The 15,156-nt window shown below is 71.5% G+C and carries 14 protein-coding genes and 1 pseudogene; 11 read left to right on the forward strand and 4 right to left on the reverse strand.

The annotated features are described in order from the left end of the window. Positions 1-287: pseudogene (locus tag ACWGDE_RS25245) on the reverse strand (DUF4190 domain-containing protein); the annotation flags it as partial. Between the two features lie 165 nt (positions 288-452). Between ACWGDE_RS25245 and ACWGDE_RS25250 the strand changes: the two are divergent. The 5 genes from ACWGDE_RS25250 (at position 453) to ACWGDE_RS25270 (ending at position 5,409) form a co-directional block, all read left to right on the forward strand. Then, positions 453-1,478, forward strand: a complete 1,026-nt coding sequence (locus tag ACWGDE_RS25250; RefSeq protein ID WP_453391305.1) for an adenosine deaminase — start codon at positions 453-455, stop codon at positions 1,476-1,478. A gap of 27 nt (positions 1,479-1,505) precedes the next feature. Beyond that, positions 1,506-2,204 (forward strand): glycerophosphodiester phosphodiesterase, encoded by a 699-nt coding sequence (locus ACWGDE_RS25255; protein ID WP_453391306.1) that lies wholly within the window; start codon positions 1,506-1,508, stop codon positions 2,202-2,204. Further along, the gene (locus ACWGDE_RS25260; protein WP_453391307.1) at positions 2,201-3,382 is read left to right on the forward strand and encodes a sensor histidine kinase; all 1,182 of its coding nucleotides are present in this window, start codon (positions 2,201-2,203) and stop codon (positions 3,380-3,382) included. Before ACWGDE_RS25255 ends, ACWGDE_RS25260 begins: the two co-directional genes overlap by 4 nt. Then, a complete protein-coding gene (locus ACWGDE_RS25265; protein WP_453391308.1) occupies positions 3,379-4,062 on the forward strand; it encodes a response regulator in 684 nt (227 codons plus the stop codon). The genes ACWGDE_RS25260 and ACWGDE_RS25265 overlap by 4 nt, the downstream gene beginning before the upstream one ends. Positions 4,063-4,206: 144 nt before the next feature. Then, positions 4,207-5,409 (forward strand): serine hydrolase domain-containing protein, encoded by a 1,203-nt coding sequence (locus ACWGDE_RS25270; RefSeq protein WP_453391309.1) that lies wholly within the window; start codon positions 4,207-4,209, stop codon positions 5,407-5,409. 10 nt (positions 5,410-5,419) lie between these two features. On the opposite strand, the gene ACWGDE_RS25275 is transcribed toward ACWGDE_RS25270, so the two are convergent. The 3 genes from ACWGDE_RS25275 to ACWGDE_RS25285 form a co-directional block, all read right to left on the reverse strand. Further along, on the reverse strand, positions 5,420-5,959 hold the full coding sequence (locus ACWGDE_RS25275) for a hypothetical protein (protein WP_453391310.1): 540 nt from the start codon (positions 5,957-5,959) through the stop codon (positions 5,420-5,422). 97 nt (positions 5,960-6,056) lie between these two features. Continuing rightward, entirely contained in the window at positions 6,057-7,235 is a 1,179-nt protein-coding gene (locus ACWGDE_RS25280; protein WP_453391311.1) for an ABC transporter substrate-binding protein, read from the reverse strand. 118 nt (positions 7,236-7,353) lie between these two features. Next, a complete protein-coding gene (locus ACWGDE_RS25285) occupies positions 7,354-8,793 on the reverse strand; it encodes a gamma-aminobutyraldehyde dehydrogenase (RefSeq protein ID WP_453391312.1) in 1,440 nt (479 codons plus the stop codon). Between the two features lie 171 nt (positions 8,794-8,964). Between ACWGDE_RS25285 and ACWGDE_RS25290 the strand changes: the two genes are divergently transcribed. The 6 genes from ACWGDE_RS25290 to ACWGDE_RS25315 all read left to right on the forward strand — a co-directional run bounded on the left by ACWGDE_RS25290 (position 8,965) and on the right by ACWGDE_RS25315 (position 14,993). Further along, positions 8,965-9,468, forward strand: a complete 504-nt coding sequence (locus ACWGDE_RS25290; protein WP_356512038.1) for an Lrp/AsnC family transcriptional regulator — start codon at positions 8,965-8,967, stop codon at positions 9,466-9,468. A gap of 3 nt (positions 9,469-9,471) precedes the next feature. Continuing rightward, on the forward strand, positions 9,472-10,833 hold the full coding sequence (locus tag ACWGDE_RS25295) for an aspartate aminotransferase family protein (RefSeq protein ID WP_254385793.1): 1,362 nt from the start codon (positions 9,472-9,474) through the stop codon (positions 10,831-10,833). A 190-nt stretch (positions 10,834-11,023) separates the two neighbouring features. After that, positions 11,024-11,809: an ABC transporter ATP-binding protein gene (locus ACWGDE_RS25300; protein WP_453391313.1), complete on the forward strand. Its 786-nt coding sequence runs from the start codon at positions 11,024-11,026 to the stop codon at positions 11,807-11,809. Beyond that, on the forward strand, positions 11,791-12,864 hold the full coding sequence (locus ACWGDE_RS25305; protein ID WP_453391314.1) for a hypothetical protein: 1,074 nt from the start codon (positions 11,791-11,793) through the stop codon (positions 12,862-12,864). The genes ACWGDE_RS25300 and ACWGDE_RS25305 overlap by 19 nt, the downstream gene beginning before the upstream one ends. Before the next feature lie 26 nt (positions 12,865-12,890). Beyond that, the gene (locus ACWGDE_RS25310) at positions 12,891-14,003 is read left to right on the forward strand and encodes an LOG family protein (RefSeq protein ID WP_453391315.1); all 1,113 of its coding nucleotides are present in this window, start codon (positions 12,891-12,893) and stop codon (positions 14,001-14,003) included. A gap of 87 nt (positions 14,004-14,090) precedes the next feature. After that, positions 14,091-14,993 carry a hypothetical protein gene (locus ACWGDE_RS25315; RefSeq protein WP_453391316.1) on the forward strand — a complete coding sequence of 301 codons (903 nt, stop codon included), beginning with the start codon at positions 14,091-14,093 and terminating at the stop codon, positions 14,991-14,993. Positions 14,994-15,156 lie beyond the last annotated feature (163 nt).

Below are 15,156 nucleotides of genomic sequence, written 5' to 3' on the forward strand. Positions count from 1 at the left end.
GGGTACCCCTGCTGGTATCCGGGGTACCCCGGGTACCCGCCACCGTACGGGGGCTGCTGGCCCGGGTAGCCGTAGCCGGCCGGGTCCGGCTGCGCCGGGTACCCGTACGCGGGCGCGGTCCCGGGCATCGGCCCGGTGGCCGGTCCGGGCTGGGGAGCGGGCGCGGGGCCCTGCCCGGGCGCCACCGGCGCGGCCGGGGGTATGGAGCCGCCGGGCATGCCCGCGACGGTCTGCTGGTCGTGAACCCCCGACACGCCCGGCGCCGGCTGCTGCTTCCCCAGCTCCACGGCGGGCCTCTCGGGCGGCGCCCAGGGGTCTCGTGGCTCAGGGCTCTGATCGGTCATACGGCGCCCCCCTCTCGTACGGCCATGCTAAGCGCTGCCTCGGACACTCCCGGTCCTGCCTACGATGAAGCCGATCCGTCCGCACCGCGTCCCTCCGGAGGCACCCTCATGCCCGACCTGCACCCCTTCATCGCGGGGCTGCCCAAGGCCGAACTCCACGTCCACCACGTCGGCTCGGCCTCCCCCCGCATCGTGGCCGAACTCGCCTCCCGGCACCCCGACTCGAAGGTCCCCACCGACCCCGAGGCCCTCGCCGACTACTTCACCTTCACCGACTTCGCGCACTTCATCGAGGTCTACCTGTCGGTGGTCGACCTCGTCCGCACGCCCGCCGACGTACGCGACCTCACCTTCGAGGTCGCCCGTGACATGGCCCGGCAGAACATCCGCTACGCCGAGCTCACCATCACCCCGTACTCCTCCACCCGCCGGGGCATCGACGAGAAGGCCTTCATGGAGGCCATCGAGGACGCCCGCAAGGCCGCCGAGGCCGAGCTCGGCGTGATCCTGCGCTGGTGCTTCGACATCCCCGGCGAAGCCGGCCTGGATGCCGCCGCCGAGACCGCCCGCCTCGCCGTCGACCTGCGCCCCGAGGGCCTGGTCTCCTTCGGCCTCGGCGGTCCCGAGATCGGCGTACCGCGCCCGCAGTTCAAGCCGTACTTCGACCGGGCCCGCGCCGCGGGCCTGCACAGCGTGCCGCACGCCGGCGAGACCACCGGTCCCGAGACCGTCTGGGACGCCATCCGCGAGCTGGGCGCCGAGCGCATCGGCCACGGCACCAGCTCCGTCCGCGATCCGGAGCTGCTCGCCTACCTCGCCGAGCACCGCATCGCGCTGGAGGTCTGCCCGACCTCCAACATCGCCACCCGCGCGGTCACCGACCTCGACCAGCACCCGGTCAAGGAGATGGTGGCGGCCGGCGTGCTCGTCACCATCAACAGCGACGACCCGCCGATGTTCGGCTCCGACCTCAACAACGAGTACGCGGTGGCCGCCCGGCTGCTGGACCTGGACGAGCGCGGGCTCGCGCAGCTCGCGAAGAACGCCGTCGAGGCCTCCTTCCTGGACCCGGCCGGCAAGGCGAAGCTCAGCGCCGAGATCGACACGTACACCTCCGCCTGGCTGGCCTCCTGACGCCTGCGCACAACCCCGCCCGCAAGAATGGGGTGCATGCGCACCCTGACTGCCGTAGGCCACCGCGGGGATCCCTACCGCGTCCGCGAGAACACCCTCCCCTCGATCCGCTCCGCCTTCGACCGCGGGGCGGACGCGGTCGAGATCGACGTGCGGATGACCCGCGACGGGGTCCCCGTACTGCTCCACGACGAGACCCTCCAGCGGCTGTGGGGCCATGACGTGCGGCTCGACGCCGTCACGGCCCCGCAGCTCAAGGAGCTGACGGACGGCGGGGTTCCGACCCTGCGCGACGCCCTGATGGCCGCCGGGGCGGGCCGGGTCATGGTCGACCTGCCCGGTGCGACGGCCGAGACCGTGCGCACCGTCGTCGGGCAGGTCCGCGAGTGCGGGGCGCGCGACCGCACGTACTACTGCGCGGGTCCCGACACGATGCTGGCGGTGCGCGCCGCCGATCCGGGCGCCGAGATCGCGCTGACCTGGACCACGCTGGCGCCGCCGCGCCGGGTGCTGATCGACGCGGTGGCCCCCAGCTGGCTCAACTACCGCTTCGGGCTGGTCGGCCGGGAGCTGGTGGACGCCCTGCACCGGGACGGCCTGCTGGTGTCGGCCTGGACCCCGGACACCAAGCGGTCGATGCGCGCGCTGATCGGGGCCGGGGTGGACTCGATCACGACGAACCGGGTGGACGTGCTCACGGCCGTACGGGCCGGGCTCGGACGGTGATACGGGCCTGGGGGGAGCTCGGAGCGCGGATCCGGCGGGCCGATCCGCGCCTGCAGGACCTCGGGCTGACGCTGCTGGTGCAACTGGCCGTCACCATGCCCTTCGTGGTGCCCCGGTCGGCCGACGTGCCGCCCGCGGACTGGGCCTCGTACGCGATGACCACGCTCGGCGTCCTTCCGCTGGTCTGGCGGCGGCGGGCTCCGGTGGCGGTGCTGGTCGCGATCCTCCTCGCGGGCGGCGCGTACAAGCTGACGATCGACGGGCCCGGGCAGCCGCTTCCGTACGCCGGGCTGATCGCCTTCTACACGGTCGCCCTGCAGTGCACGGCCCGGGTCCGGCTGACGGTGGGCCTGCTCACGGTCCTCGCGGTCGCCCTGTCGGTGGGCTGGAACACCGGGACCGCCCGCGAACTGCTCTTCACCCTGTTCGTCTCGGGCGCCGCCTACGCGCTGGGGCGGCTCCAGCACACGCGGCAGGCCTATCTGAGGGCCGTCGAGGAGCGGGCGGCCCATCTGGAGCGGGCCAACCGGATCGAGGCGGAACAGGCGGCGGCGCGCGAACGTGCCCGGATCGCCCGGGAGATGCACGACATCCTCTCGCACGCGGTCAGCATCATGATCGTGCAGGCGGAGGCCGGTCCGGTGGCGGTCCGGCGGGCTCCGGAGCGGGCCGAGGCCGCCTTCGACGCGATCGCGGACACGGGCCGGGAGGCGATGGCCCAGCTGCGCACGATGCTGGGCGTGCTCCGCGAGGACGGTCCGGCCCCGCGCGCACCCCAGCCGGGGGTCGCGGGGCTGCCGGCGCTGCTCGACCGGGTGCGGATGGGCGGCCCGGAGATCTCGTACGAGCAGACGGGACAGGTCCGGGCGCCTGCGCCGGCGGTGGACACCACCGCCTACCGGATCGTGCAGGAGGCGCTGACGAACGTGGTCAAGCACGCGGGGGCCCGGCGGGTGGCGGTACGGCTCCACCACGCGCCCGGGGAGCTGGCGATCACGGTGACGGACGACGGGCGGGGGCCCGCGCCGGGCGGCTCCGGCGGGCACGGGCTGATCGGCATCCGGGAGCGGGCGGCGGCCCACGGGGGCACGGCGGTCTGCGGGCCGCGGATGGACGGACAGCCGGGCTTCGAGCTGCGCGTCGTGCTTGTAACCTCGCGGCTGGAGGTGGGGAATTGACGATCCGTGTGGTGGTGGCCGACGACCAGGAGCTGGTGCGCAGCGGCTTCGCGATGATCCTGGACGTCCAGGACGACATCGAGGTGGTGGCGGAGGCCGGGGACGGCGCGGCCGCCGTGGCGGCGGTCCGCGCGCTGCGGCCCGACGTGGCGCTGCTGGACGTGCGGATGCCGGTGCTCGACGGGATCGAGGCCTGCCGGACCATCACGGCGGAGACCTCCTGCCGGACGGTGATGCTGACGACCTTCGACTCGGACGAGTACGTGTACGAGGCCCTGCACGCGGGTGCGAGCGGGTTCCTGCTCAAGGACGTGCGGCGGGACGATCTCGTGCACGCGGTACGGGTGGTGGCGGCGGGCGAGTCCCTGCTGGCGCCTTCGGTGGCGCGGCGGCTGATCGAGGAGTACACGGCGGCCACGGCCCGGCCCTCGGCGGCGCTGTCCGCCGAGCGGCTGGAGGTGCTGACGGCCCGGGAGCGGGAGACGCTGCTGCACCTGGGGCGGGGGCTGTCGAACGCGGAGATCGCGGTGGCGCTGACGGTGAGCGAGCACACGGTGAAGTCGCACGTGGGGAACGTGCTGTCCAAGCTGGGGCTGCGGGACCGGATCCAGGCGGTCATCTGCGCGTACGAGACGGGGCTGATCGCGGCTGGCTCCGGGGTATCTCCCTCTGGGGAGTGAGGCGACGGGGGGCTCCTCCCTCGCGGTGGTGAGTTGTCGTACCGGCGAAGACCACTCCTGATGGTGATCCGCAACTACCCCTGTGACCAGCAGCATTGAGGTCATCGGGGCAGCACCGCCCCGCGGATCTCACAGGGGGAAACCATGAACGCGACCACTCGTACGCTGATCGCCGCCGCTCTGGTCATGGGCATCGCGGCCGGGCCGGCGGCCCTCGCCGCCCATGCGGCGCCGTCCGCGCCGTCGGCCGCCGCGGCCACCTCGGCCGCCCCGGTCGTGTCGACCCCGCCGAACGCCGCGGCGCTGGAGCGGGCCATCGCGGGGCTGGGCGCGGGGCACGAGGAGGCCACGGCCGCGCTGGTGCGGGTGGGCGGCACGAGCGGCGGCTGGCGGGGCAGTTCGGGCGTCGCGGACATCCGGACCGGGCGCGAGGCGATCGAGAACGGCCGGTTCCGGGCCGGGTCGGTGACCAAGACCTTCACCGCGGCGGTGGTGCTCCAGCTCGTCGCCGAGGGCAGGGTGGATCTGGACCGGCCGGTGCGCGCGTACCTGCCGGAGACCGTTCCCGCCGCGTACGGCACGGTCACGGTCCGGCAGCTGCTCAACTACACGAGCGGGATCCCGGCGGCCGACGGTCCGGGCGACTCCTTCGAGGCGCAGTGGGAGCACCGCTTCGACGTGACGGACCCGCACGACCAGATCGCGGACGCCATGGCCAAGAGGCCCGAGTTCGCGCCGGGCACCGCCCAGCACTACCTGAACATCGACTACACCGTGCTGGGCGTGCTGATCGAGAAGGTGACGGGCACGACGTACGAGAAGGCGGTCGGGGCGCGCGTCCTGAAGCCGCTGGGGCTGCGGGACACCTCGCTCCCGGGTCGGTTCCAGACCCGCATACCCGGTCCGCACAACCACGGCTACCAGGCGGTGCCCCGTGCCGACGGTTCGACGGAGCTGCGGGACGTGACCGAGTGGAACTCCTCGGACCGGTGGGCGGCGGGCGACATCATCTCGACCACGGCCGATCTGGAGCGGTTCACCGTCGCCCTGTTCAGCGGACGGGTCGTACCGAAGGCGCAGCTGGAGGAGATGTTCACGGTGCCCGGGGTGAAGGACTTCGTCACCGGCGAGGGCGCGACGCTGACGGCGGGGCTGTCGCGGATCGTGCTGCCCGACGGCACGGTGGCCTGGGGCAAGACGGGTGGCCGGCACGGGTACAACACGGCGATAGGCGGCACCCGCGACCTCTCCCGCACCCTGGTCTACTCGGTCAACTCGACCGATGCCAAGGGCCAGGACATGAACCCGGTGGCCCTCGGCATCGTGATGGCGGCCTTCGCCAAGTAGTGGCGCGGGCTCAGCTCCGGGCTCCGGCAGCAGCCGCGGCGGGGGCAGTGGCCGGGGCGGGCTCGGGAGCCGGCCGCGGGCCGGTGTCCGCCGGCAGGGCCTCCAGGCGCTTGATCATGCGGCGCAGGACCAGCAGGGGGATCACCCCGAAGAGGCCGAACGACATGTCGATCAGCGACCAGTAGAAGGGGATGCCCCGGATGGGGCCGCAGATCAGGGCCAGCGGGATGATGCCGGCACAGGCGATCATGCCGGCGTCGACGATCCAGATGTTGCGGACCGGGTCGCGGTGGACTCCGTAGAAGAAGACGGCGATCACCAGGTGGGCGAAGGCGAGCCAGTCGGTTCCGTAGAGCAGGAAGGGGTACTCGGAGTCCGCCCTCTCCAGTCCGTCGCCCACCCTTCGCAGCCACTCGTTGTCCACCAGGGCATTGGCCCAGTGGAGTTCGCTGACCAGGGGGAAGGCCGTGAGACCGCTGAGCACCAGGCATACGAGGAACAGGGTCAACCAGGCACGGATCCGCCGCTGAAGGGCGCTTCTCTCGCTCATGGAAGGAAGCCTACTCAGCTTTCTGAACACGTTCAGCAGAATCCCTGAACATGTTCAGTTCCGCGGCCGGACCGTGATCATGCCCGGCCCGTGCTCCTCACAGGCCGACGATGGCGTTCCAGCGCTTGGCGAGGGAGGCCCGCTCGGACGAGGAGATGTCGCGGGACACGACGAGCCGCTTGCGCATGTCCTCGTCGGGGAAGATCAGCGGGTTCTCGGCCAGTTCGGCGGTCTCCTTGTCGCCGGAGGAGGCCAGGACCTCGCGGGCCGCGGGGACGGGGCAGACATAGTTGACGGAGGCGGCGAGCTCGGCGGCCACCGCGGGGTCGTAGTAGTAGTCGACCAGGGCCTCCGCATTCGCCTTGTGCGGGGCGAGGTTGGGGATGAGCAGGCTCTCGGCCCAGAGTTCGGCGCCCTCCTCCGGGACCACGAACTCGATGTCGGGGTTGTCGGCCTGCAGCTGGATCACGTCTCCGGAGTAGGCCTGGCAGGCCAGGACGTCGCCCTTGCTGAGGTCGGAGGTGTAGTCGTTGCCGGTGAAGCGGCGGATGTGCTGCTTCTTGACCATGCTCTCCACCTGGTCGCACATCCGGTGGAAGTCGGACTCGGTCCACCGGGTGACGTCGACGCCGTTGCCCTGCATCAGCAGGGAGAAGGACTCGTCGAGGCCGGACAGCAGCGTGACCTTGCCGGCCAGGTCCGGGTGCCACAGGTCCTTGACCGACTTGATCTCCCGGCCGAGCGCCTTGCGGTTGTAGGCGATGCCGGTGATCCCCGACTGCCAGGGGACGGTGTGCAGCCGGCCCTCGTCGAAGGCCGGGGAACGCAGCTGCGGGTCCAGGTACTTGGCCACGTTGCCCTGGGCCGAACGGTCCATCTTCTGGGCCCAGCCCAGGTGGACGAAGCGGGCGGCCATCCAGTCGCTGACCACGAGCACGTCGTGGCCGGTCTCCTGGTGGTTCATCAGCGCCGGGCTGATCTTGCCGAAGAACTCGTCGTTGTCGTTGATCTCCTCGGTGTACCGGACCTCGATGCCGGTCTTCTCCGAGAAGGCGTCCAGCGTCGGCCGCCGGTTCTCGTCCTCGTCGTCGGTGTCGATGTAGAGCGGCCAGTTCGAGAAGGAGACGCTGCGGTCCCGCTCCGAGCGGTCCCGGCCCTCCCGCCGGCTCTCGGGGACGTACGCGGCGGGGACACCACAGCCGGCGAGGGCGGCCAGCAGGCCCGTGGCACCGAGGCCGCGCAGTGCCGCGCGGCGGGAGAAGGCGAGTTCAGGCATGGCCAAAGCCTCGGCGAACGCGAAGGGGCGGGCAATAGACATGTTGTCTACCGCCCGCCCCTTCAAGGCTGTGACCTGGTCAATGCGGCGGACGGCCGGCCGTCCGCCCCGACTTCGGTCAGCCGCCGAGCGAGGTCATCACGTGCTTGATGCGCGTGTAGTCCTCGAAGCCGTAGGCGGAGAGGTCCTTGCCGTAGCCGGACTTCTTGTATCCGCCGTGCGGCATCTCGGCGACGAGCGGGATGTGGGTGTTGATCCACACGCAGCCGAAGTCGAGGTTCTTGGACATCCGCATCGCGCGGCCGTGGTCCTTGGTCCACACGGAGGAGGCGAGGGCGAACTCGACGTCGTTCGCGTACGCCAGGGCCTGCTCCTCGTCCGTGAAGGACTGGACCGTGATGACGGGGCCGAAGACCTCGTTCTGGATGATCTCGTCGTCCTGCTTGAGGCCGGAGACGACGGTCGGGGCGTAGAAGTACCCCTTCTCGCCGACCTGGTGGCCGCCCGCCTCGACCTTGGCGTGGGCGGGGAGGCGCTCGATGAAGCCCGCGACCTGCTTGAGCTGGTTCGGGTTGTTCAGCGGGCCGTAGAGCACGTCCTCGTCGTCCGGCTGCCCGGTCTTGGTGTCGGCCGCGTTCTTGGCCAGCGCCGCGACGAACTCGTCGTGGATCGACTCGTGGACCAGCACGCGGCAGGCCGCCGTACAGTCCTGGCCGGCGTTGAAGAAGCCCGCGACCGCGATGTCCTCGGCGGCCTTGGCGATGTCGGCGTCCTCGAAGACCACGACGGGGGCCTTGCCGCCGAGCTCCAGGTGGACGCGCTTGACGTCCTTGGAGGCGCTTTCGGCGACCTGCATGCCCGCGCGCACCGAGCCGGTGATGGAGGCCATCGCCGGGGTGGAGTGCTCGACCATGGCCCGGCCGGTGTCGCGGTCGCCGCAGACGACGTTGAAGACGCCCTTGGGCAGGATCTCGCCGATGATCTCCGCCATCAGGATGGTGGAGGCCGGGGTGGTGTCCGAGGGCTTGAGGACCACGGTGTTGCCCGCGGCCAGGGCCGGGGCGAACTTCCAGACGGCCATCATCATCGGGTAGTTCCACGGCGCGACCTGGGCGCAGACGCCGACCGGCTCACGGCGGACGATCGAGGTCATGCCCTCCATGTACTCGCCGGCCGAACGGCCCTCCAGCAGACGCGCGGCGCCCGCGAAGAAGCGGATCTGGTCCACCATCGGCGGCAGCTCCTCGCTGGCCGTGAGGCCCAGCGGCTTGCCGGTGTTCTCCGACTCGGTGGCGACCAGCTCCTCCGCGCGCGCCTCGAAGGCGTCCGCGATCCTCAGCAGCGCCTTCTGGCGCTCGGAGGGGGTCGCGTCGCGCCAGGCCGGGAAGGCGGCCGCGGCGGCGGCCATGGCCTCGTCGACGTCGGCCTGGCCCGAGAGCGGAGCGGTCGCGTACGCCTCGCCGGTGGCGGGGTTGACCACCTCGGTGGTCCGCCCGTCGGCGGCGTCCTTGAACTCCCCGCCGATGTAGTTGCGCAGACGACGCAGTTCGGTGGTCACTACAGCCACACTCCTGTGATCACATGTCCAGTGGTTGAGACAGCTCCCCAGCCTAGCCCCTCTGGCACCGTTTTCGACAGGCCCACACACGACGAACTACGGAATCAGTGAGATCTGACTCCCGAAACAACGAATTACATCGTTCTCGCCTTGCGGAACAGACGACTCCTCGTGCACAGTGAGGTCGTGGTCAGTCGAAGCGCAGATTCCAGGAACAGACAACCGTCCCCTTCGGTCGATGCTGTGTCCCTGGCGATCATCGAGCAACTGCAGGAGGACGGCCGTCGCCCCTACGCGACGATCGGCAAGGCCGTGGGCCTGTCCGAAGCAGCGGTGCGCCAGCGCGTACAGAAACTGCTCGACCAGGGCGTCATGCAGATCGTCGCCGTCACCGACCCGCTCACCGTGGGGCTCCGGCGCCAGGCGATGGTCGGCATCAACGTCGAGGGAGACCTCGACCCGGTGGCCGACGCTCTGACCGCGATGGCCGAGTGCGAGTACGTGGTGATGACCGCGGGCTCGTTCGACCTGATGGTGGAGATCGTCTGCGAGGACGACGACCACCTGCTCGAAACGATCAACAAGAAGATCCGCACGCTCCCCGGCGTGCGATCAACCGAAAGCTTCGTTTACCTGAAGCTGAAGAAGCAGACCTACATGTGGGGAACGAGATAGCCCGTGAGCCAGGACCTCTCCAAGACCGCGTACGACCACCTGTGGATGCACTTCACCCGCATGTCGTCGTACGAGAACTCGCCCGTCCCCACCATCGTGCGGGGTGAAGGCACCTACATCTTCGACGACAAGGGCAAGCGCTACCTGGACGGTCTCGCCGGACTGTTCGTGGTCAACGCCGGTCACGGCCGCAAGGAACTGGCCGAGGTCGCGTACAAGCAGGCCCAGGAACTCGCGTTCTTCCCCATCTGGTCGTACGCGCACCCCAAGGCCGTCGAGCTGGCCGAGCGCCTCGCGCACTACGCCCCGGGCGACCTGAACAAGGTCTTCTTCACCACCGGTGGCGGCGAGGCCGTCGAGACCGCGTGGAAGCTCGCCAAGCAGTACTTCAAGCTTCAGGGCAAGCACACCAAGTACAAGGTCATCTCCCGCGCGGTCGCCTATCACGGCACCCCGCAGGGCGCCCTGTCCATCACCGGCCTGCCGGCCCTCAAGGCCCCCTTCGAGCCGCTGGTTCCCGGCGCGCACAAGGTGCCGAACACCAACATCTACCGCGCCCCGATCTACGGCGACGACCCCGAGGCCTTCGGCCGCTGGTGCGCCGACCAGATCGAGCAGGAGATCCTGTTCGAGGGTGCCGACACCGTCGCCGCCGTCTTCCTCGAGCCGGTGCAGAACGCCGGTGGCTGCTTCCCGCCGCCGCCCGGGTACTTCCAGCGGGTCCGCGAGATCTGCGACGAGTACGACGTGCTGCTCGTCTCCGACGAGACGATCTGCGCCTTCGGCCGTCTGGGCACGATGTTCGCCTGTGACAAGTTCGGCTACGTGCCGGACATGATCACCTGCGCCAAGGGCATGACCTCGGGCTACTCCCCGATCGGCGCCTGCATCATCTCGGACAAGCTCGCCGAGCCGTTCTACAAGGGCGACAACACCTTCCTGCACGGCTACACCTTCGGCGGACACCCGGTGTCCTCCGCGGTGGCGCTCGCCAACCTCGACATCTTCGACAAGGAAGGCCTCAACCAGCACGTGCTGGACAACGAGGACGCCTTCCGCTCGACGCTGGAGAAGCTGCACGACCTGCCGATCGTCGGCGACGTCCGCGGCAACGGCTACTTCTACGGCATCGAGCTCGTCAAGGACAAGGTCACCAAGGAGTCCTTCACGGACGAGGAGACGGAGCGCGTGCTCTACGGCTTCCTCTCCAAGGCGCTCTTCGAGAACGGCTTGTACTGCCGCGCCGACGACCGTGGCGACCCGGTCATCCAGCTGGCCCCGCCGCTCACCGCCGACCAGGGCACCTTCGACGAGATCGAGGGCATCCTGCGCCGCGTGCTGACCGAGGCCTGGACCAAGCTCTAACCAGCAGCCGTCCTGCGAGCAGTAAGCGGTAAATAGTCCGACCACACGGCCCGGATCCCCCGTTCGAGTGAGAACGCGGGTGTCCGGGCCGTGTGCTGTCCCCATCCAAGACGTTCATCTCTTTACATCTCATTGCGGCGCCAGTGACCAAGCGGGCTCCGCTTCGTTCCCCCGGACGGAGGTGTACGCCATGGTGGCTCCACCGGACAACGCTCCGAGAGACAGTGCCCGGCCTCAGGAAGACCTGCTCTGGGCGCGGTCCATTCACTACTCCCACAGCGGTTCGCCCGGCCTGATCGGGGTCTCGATCGGTGTCCGCACGGGCGAGATCCTGGCCGTCACGGGCCCGCGCGGCAGCGGCAAGACCACCCTGCTGCGCTGTCTCGCAGGTCAGCTGCGGCCCGAACAGGGCGAGGTCTGGTTCAACAGCGTCCCCGTGCACACCATGGGACCCCTGGCCCTCGAACGGCTGCGCCGCGACCGGTTCGGCTGGATCGGCCCCGAGCCGCACCTGCTGCCCGAGCTCCGCGTCTGGGAGAACGCCGCCCTGCCGCTGCTGATCGCGGGCGCGACCCACCGCAGCGCGAAGCGCACCGCCCTCGAATGGCTGGACCGCCTCGACATCGGCGCCTTCGCCCGCAAGCACCCCGGCGCCCTCAACCGGGCCGAGTCCCAGCGCGTCGCCCTCGCCCGCGCCCTCGTCGGCGAGCCCGCCGTGATCTTCGCCGACGAGCCCACGGCCCCGCTGCACCGCGCCGAGCGCTCGCTGCTGCTCCGCACGCTCACCACCGCGGCCCGCTCGCACGAGATCACCGTCCTGCTGGCCACCCACGACGAGGAGACCGCGGCCGCCGCCGACCGCCGGGTCGCCCTGCTCGACGGCCGTCCGGCGGCGATCGCGCCCTCCGCGGCCGCCCCCCAGAGCTCCTTCCCCCAGCCCCCGGAGGACCAGGCCGCGTGCTCGCTCTCCGCCTAGCCCGCGGCTCCCGCCCGCTCGTGCAGCTGCGCCGCCTCCTGGTCGCCGCCGCCTCGGCCGGCAGCGGGTTCCTGCTGCTGTACGTGCTCGCGGGGGCCACCGACCGGCCTGCCGGATCGTTCCCGCGGCTGCTGTGGGCCCTGGTCCCGCTCGCCGTCACCGTCCAGTTCGCCGTCGCCGTGGCCCGCAGCGATCCGGCGACGCGGCCCCGGGAGGGCCTCGACGCGGCCGGGCTGGGACCCGTACGGCTCACCCTGGTCGCGGCGATCTCCACCGCCGTCGCCTGCACCCTGGGCAGCGCCGTGGCCCTGGCCGTCTTCCTCCACCTGCGCGGAGACGTGGCCGGGCTGCCCTTCGACGGCGCCGGGGCGAAGCTGCTGCACGCCGACCGGCCGCTGCCCGTGGCGGCCGCCCTCACCCTGTTGGCCCTGCTGCCGCTGACCGCTTCGGCCGCCACCGCCCTGGCCCTGCGCCCCCACACCCGACCCGCCCCGCAGACCGTCCTGCCCTGGGGCATCGCGCTCACCGCCTGCGGGCTCGCCGCCCTGGCCTACGCCGGACCCGGGGGCGCCGCCATGCCCACGGGCTGGGCGCTGACCGCCGTCGGGCTCGCCCTCGCCGGTCCGGGTCTGGCCTACGCCTGCGGGACGCTCGTCCAGGCCGTCCGCCCGGGCGCGCTCCGGCTACTCGCCGGGCGGACCCTCCAGGAGGAGGCCCCCCGGCTCGGTGCCCCCCTCGGTGTCCTGTGCGCCGTCGCCGCGGGCGCCCTCAGTGCCTCGGCCCTGCGCGGCGACGGTGGCCTGGAGGTCCCGCTCGGCCCGCTGACCGCGCCCGCCGCGGCCCTGGTGGTGCTGTGCGCGGCCGCGACCCTCCTCACCTCCGCGGTCGAGGTCCGCCAGACCAGGGCCGCCACCCGCGAGACCCTGACCGGCATCGGCGCCCCGGGCCGGGTCCTGCGCACGGCCGCGACCGTACGGGCCACCGCGCTCGTCGCCGTGTGCCTGCCGCTGAGCTGGGGTGTGTCACAGCTGACGTCCCTGGCATTGACCCGCTGACGGGCCCAGCCTTTAGGGTGGGCCGAATGGTCAACCGATACGTCGACTACGCCGACACCGAGATCGAGACGCTCGCCGAATTCGACCAGGTCGTGGCACGCGGCTCACTCAGCGGATACCGGATCCAGTCGGTCAACCTGCTGGAGCGGACCTTCGCGCTGCTGTCCGCCGACACCTCGGCGGCGGTGTTCCTGGGCTGCGCGATGGAGCCGGACGCCTCGGTGAAGGTGCGCGCGGACGGCGCACTGGTCTTCCCGCCCATCCCCGACCTGCCGTTCAACCCCTACCGGGGGCTGCTGTACACGGCCGAGGAGCTGTTCGCGGGACTGTCCGCCGGCTACGAGGCCACCCCGGACGCCGAGTCCTACGCCTGGTTCCAGGAGACCAAGGCGGACGGCGACATCTTCTCCTCGATGCTGCGCTCCATCCACGACGACGCCATCTCCGACGCCCTCGACGAGCACCTCGCGGGCGCCCGCGTGGTCGGCGTGATGGGCGGCCACGCCATGGCCCGCGGCGGCGGCGAGTACCAGGGCGCCGCGGAGCTCGGCCGGGCCCTGACCCGCTCCGGGCTGACCGTGGCCACCGGCGGCGGCCCGGGCGCGATGGAGGCGGCCAACCTCGGCGCCTACCTCGCGCCGGCCCCCGACGAGGCCCTGCCCGAGGCCCTGAAGATCCTGGCCGGGGTCCCCTCCTTCGCCCCGTCCGTCTCCGACTGGGCGCAGGCGGCCTTCGCCGTGCGCGAGCGCTGGCCGGCCGGCGCAGGCGGCGACTCGGTGGGCATCCCGACCTGGTTCTACGGGCACGAGCCGCCGAACGCCTTCGCCGGCCACATCGCCAAGTACTTCGCGAACGCCACCCGCGAGGACGGGCTGCTCGCCCGGTCCAACGCGGGCGTGGTGTTCCTGCCGGGCGCGGCGGGAACGGTCCAGGAGATCTTCGACAACGCGACGCCGAACTACTACGGCTCCCGGGGCGGGCCGACGCCGATGGTCCTCGTCGGCCGCCACCACTGGACCGAGCACCTCCCCGCCTGGCCGCTGCTGCGGGCGCTCGCCCGCGGCCGGGAGATGGAGTCCCGGATCGCGCTCGTCGACTCCGTGGACGAGGTTCCGGCGGTCCTCGCCGCGATGAGCTGAGCCCGGCAGGCAACTTCCCGCCCGTTTCACACGTCTGCAAGAGGTACGCACAACGCAAAACCTGCCAGACGTGAACGGAGCCCCCGGGTGCTCATAGGCCTGCTGACCGCCATCGCGGCATCCATCTGCTACGGCACGGGATCCGTCCTGCAAGCCGTGGGCTCCCGGCGGGCGGCCCGCATGTCGCCGGCCGCCGCCGGGGTCACCCAGCACGGTGGCCCGAACCTCTCCTCCACCGCGAAGGCCGCGATGACCTGGGAGTTCATCGTCGGCACGATCCTGGACTTCGTGGGCTTCGGCCTGGGCGCCCTGGCCGCGCGGCTGCTTCCCCTCTTCCTCTCGCAGACGGTCATCAGCGCCAACCTGGTGATCACGGCCGTGCTCAGCGTGAAGATGCTGGGCATCCGGCTGACGCGCAAGGAATGGACCTCGATCGGGGTCGTGTGCACGGCGCTGGTCCTGCTGGCCACGGCCGCGGGCCACGAGGGCGGCCACCACGCGCCGGCCGCCACGCACTGGTGGCTGCTGGCGGTGACCCTGCTGATCATCGTGGGCGGCACGGTGGCCGTACGCCTCCTCGGGAGCCGGGCCGCGATCCTGGCGGGCCTGCTCTCGGGTCTGGCGTTCGGCGCGCTGGGCGTCGGGGTCCGCATCCTGAACGGCGTGGAGCCGTTCTCGCTCCCCTCCCTCCTCACCGACCCGGCCCTCTACGCCATCGTCCTGGCGGGGGTCGGCGGCATGTACCTCCACACGGTGGCGCTCCAGATCGGCTCGGTGAACGGAGCCACGGCCGCCCTGGTGGTCGGCGAAACCGTCCTGCCCGGCGCGATCGGCGTCCTGTGGCTCGGCGACGCCTCCCGCCCCGGCCTGGCCTGGCTGGCGGTCCTCGGCTTCGTCCTGGCGGTCACGGGCGCGGTGGCGGTCGCCTGGTTCGGCAACCACGACGCCGTGGACGCGGAGCCGGACGTCGAACCGATCCCTGTGCCTTAACCCTGCGGGGCCTGCCCCTCCCCGCCCTCCCGCCGTTCCCCGGGCGCTGCCCGGACCCGCGGCGGAGCCCGCCAAACCCAGCCCCGCCGGCGCTTGAGGCGCGGGGCCCGGGGCGGAGCCCCGGTTTCGGGAAGGGGCGGGGTGGGGGTAGGCTCCGCGCAGC

The sequence above is a fragment of the Streptomyces sp. NPDC054956 genome (genome assembly GCF_053609185.1).

Bases quoted from the DNA above. Each gene is read 5' to 3' on its own strand.
- ACWGDE_RS25300 (WP_453391313.1), top strand. From the start codon at position 11,024: ATGGTGGCTCCACCGGACAACGCTCCGAGAGACAGTGCCCGGCCTCAG.
- ACWGDE_RS25255 (WP_453391306.1), top strand. From the start codon at position 1,506: ATGGGGTGCATGCGCACCCTGACTGCCGTAGGCCACCGCGGGGATCCC.
- ACWGDE_RS25280 (WP_453391311.1), bottom strand. From the start codon at position 7,235: ATGCCTGAACTCGCCTTCTCCCGCCGCGCGGCACTGCGCGGCCTCGGT.
- ACWGDE_RS25250 (WP_453391305.1), top strand. From the start codon at position 453: ATGCCCGACCTGCACCCCTTCATCGCGGGGCTGCCCAAGGCCGAACTC.
- ACWGDE_RS25310 (WP_453391315.1), top strand. From the start codon at position 12,891: ATGGTCAACCGATACGTCGACTACGCCGACACCGAGATCGAGACGCTC.
- ACWGDE_RS25275 (WP_453391310.1), bottom strand. From the start codon at position 5,959: ATGAGCGAGAGAAGCGCCCTTCAGCGGCGGATCCGTGCCTGGTTGACC.
- ACWGDE_RS25270 (WP_453391309.1), top strand. From the start codon at position 4,207: ATGAACGCGACCACTCGTACGCTGATCGCCGCCGCTCTGGTCATGGGC.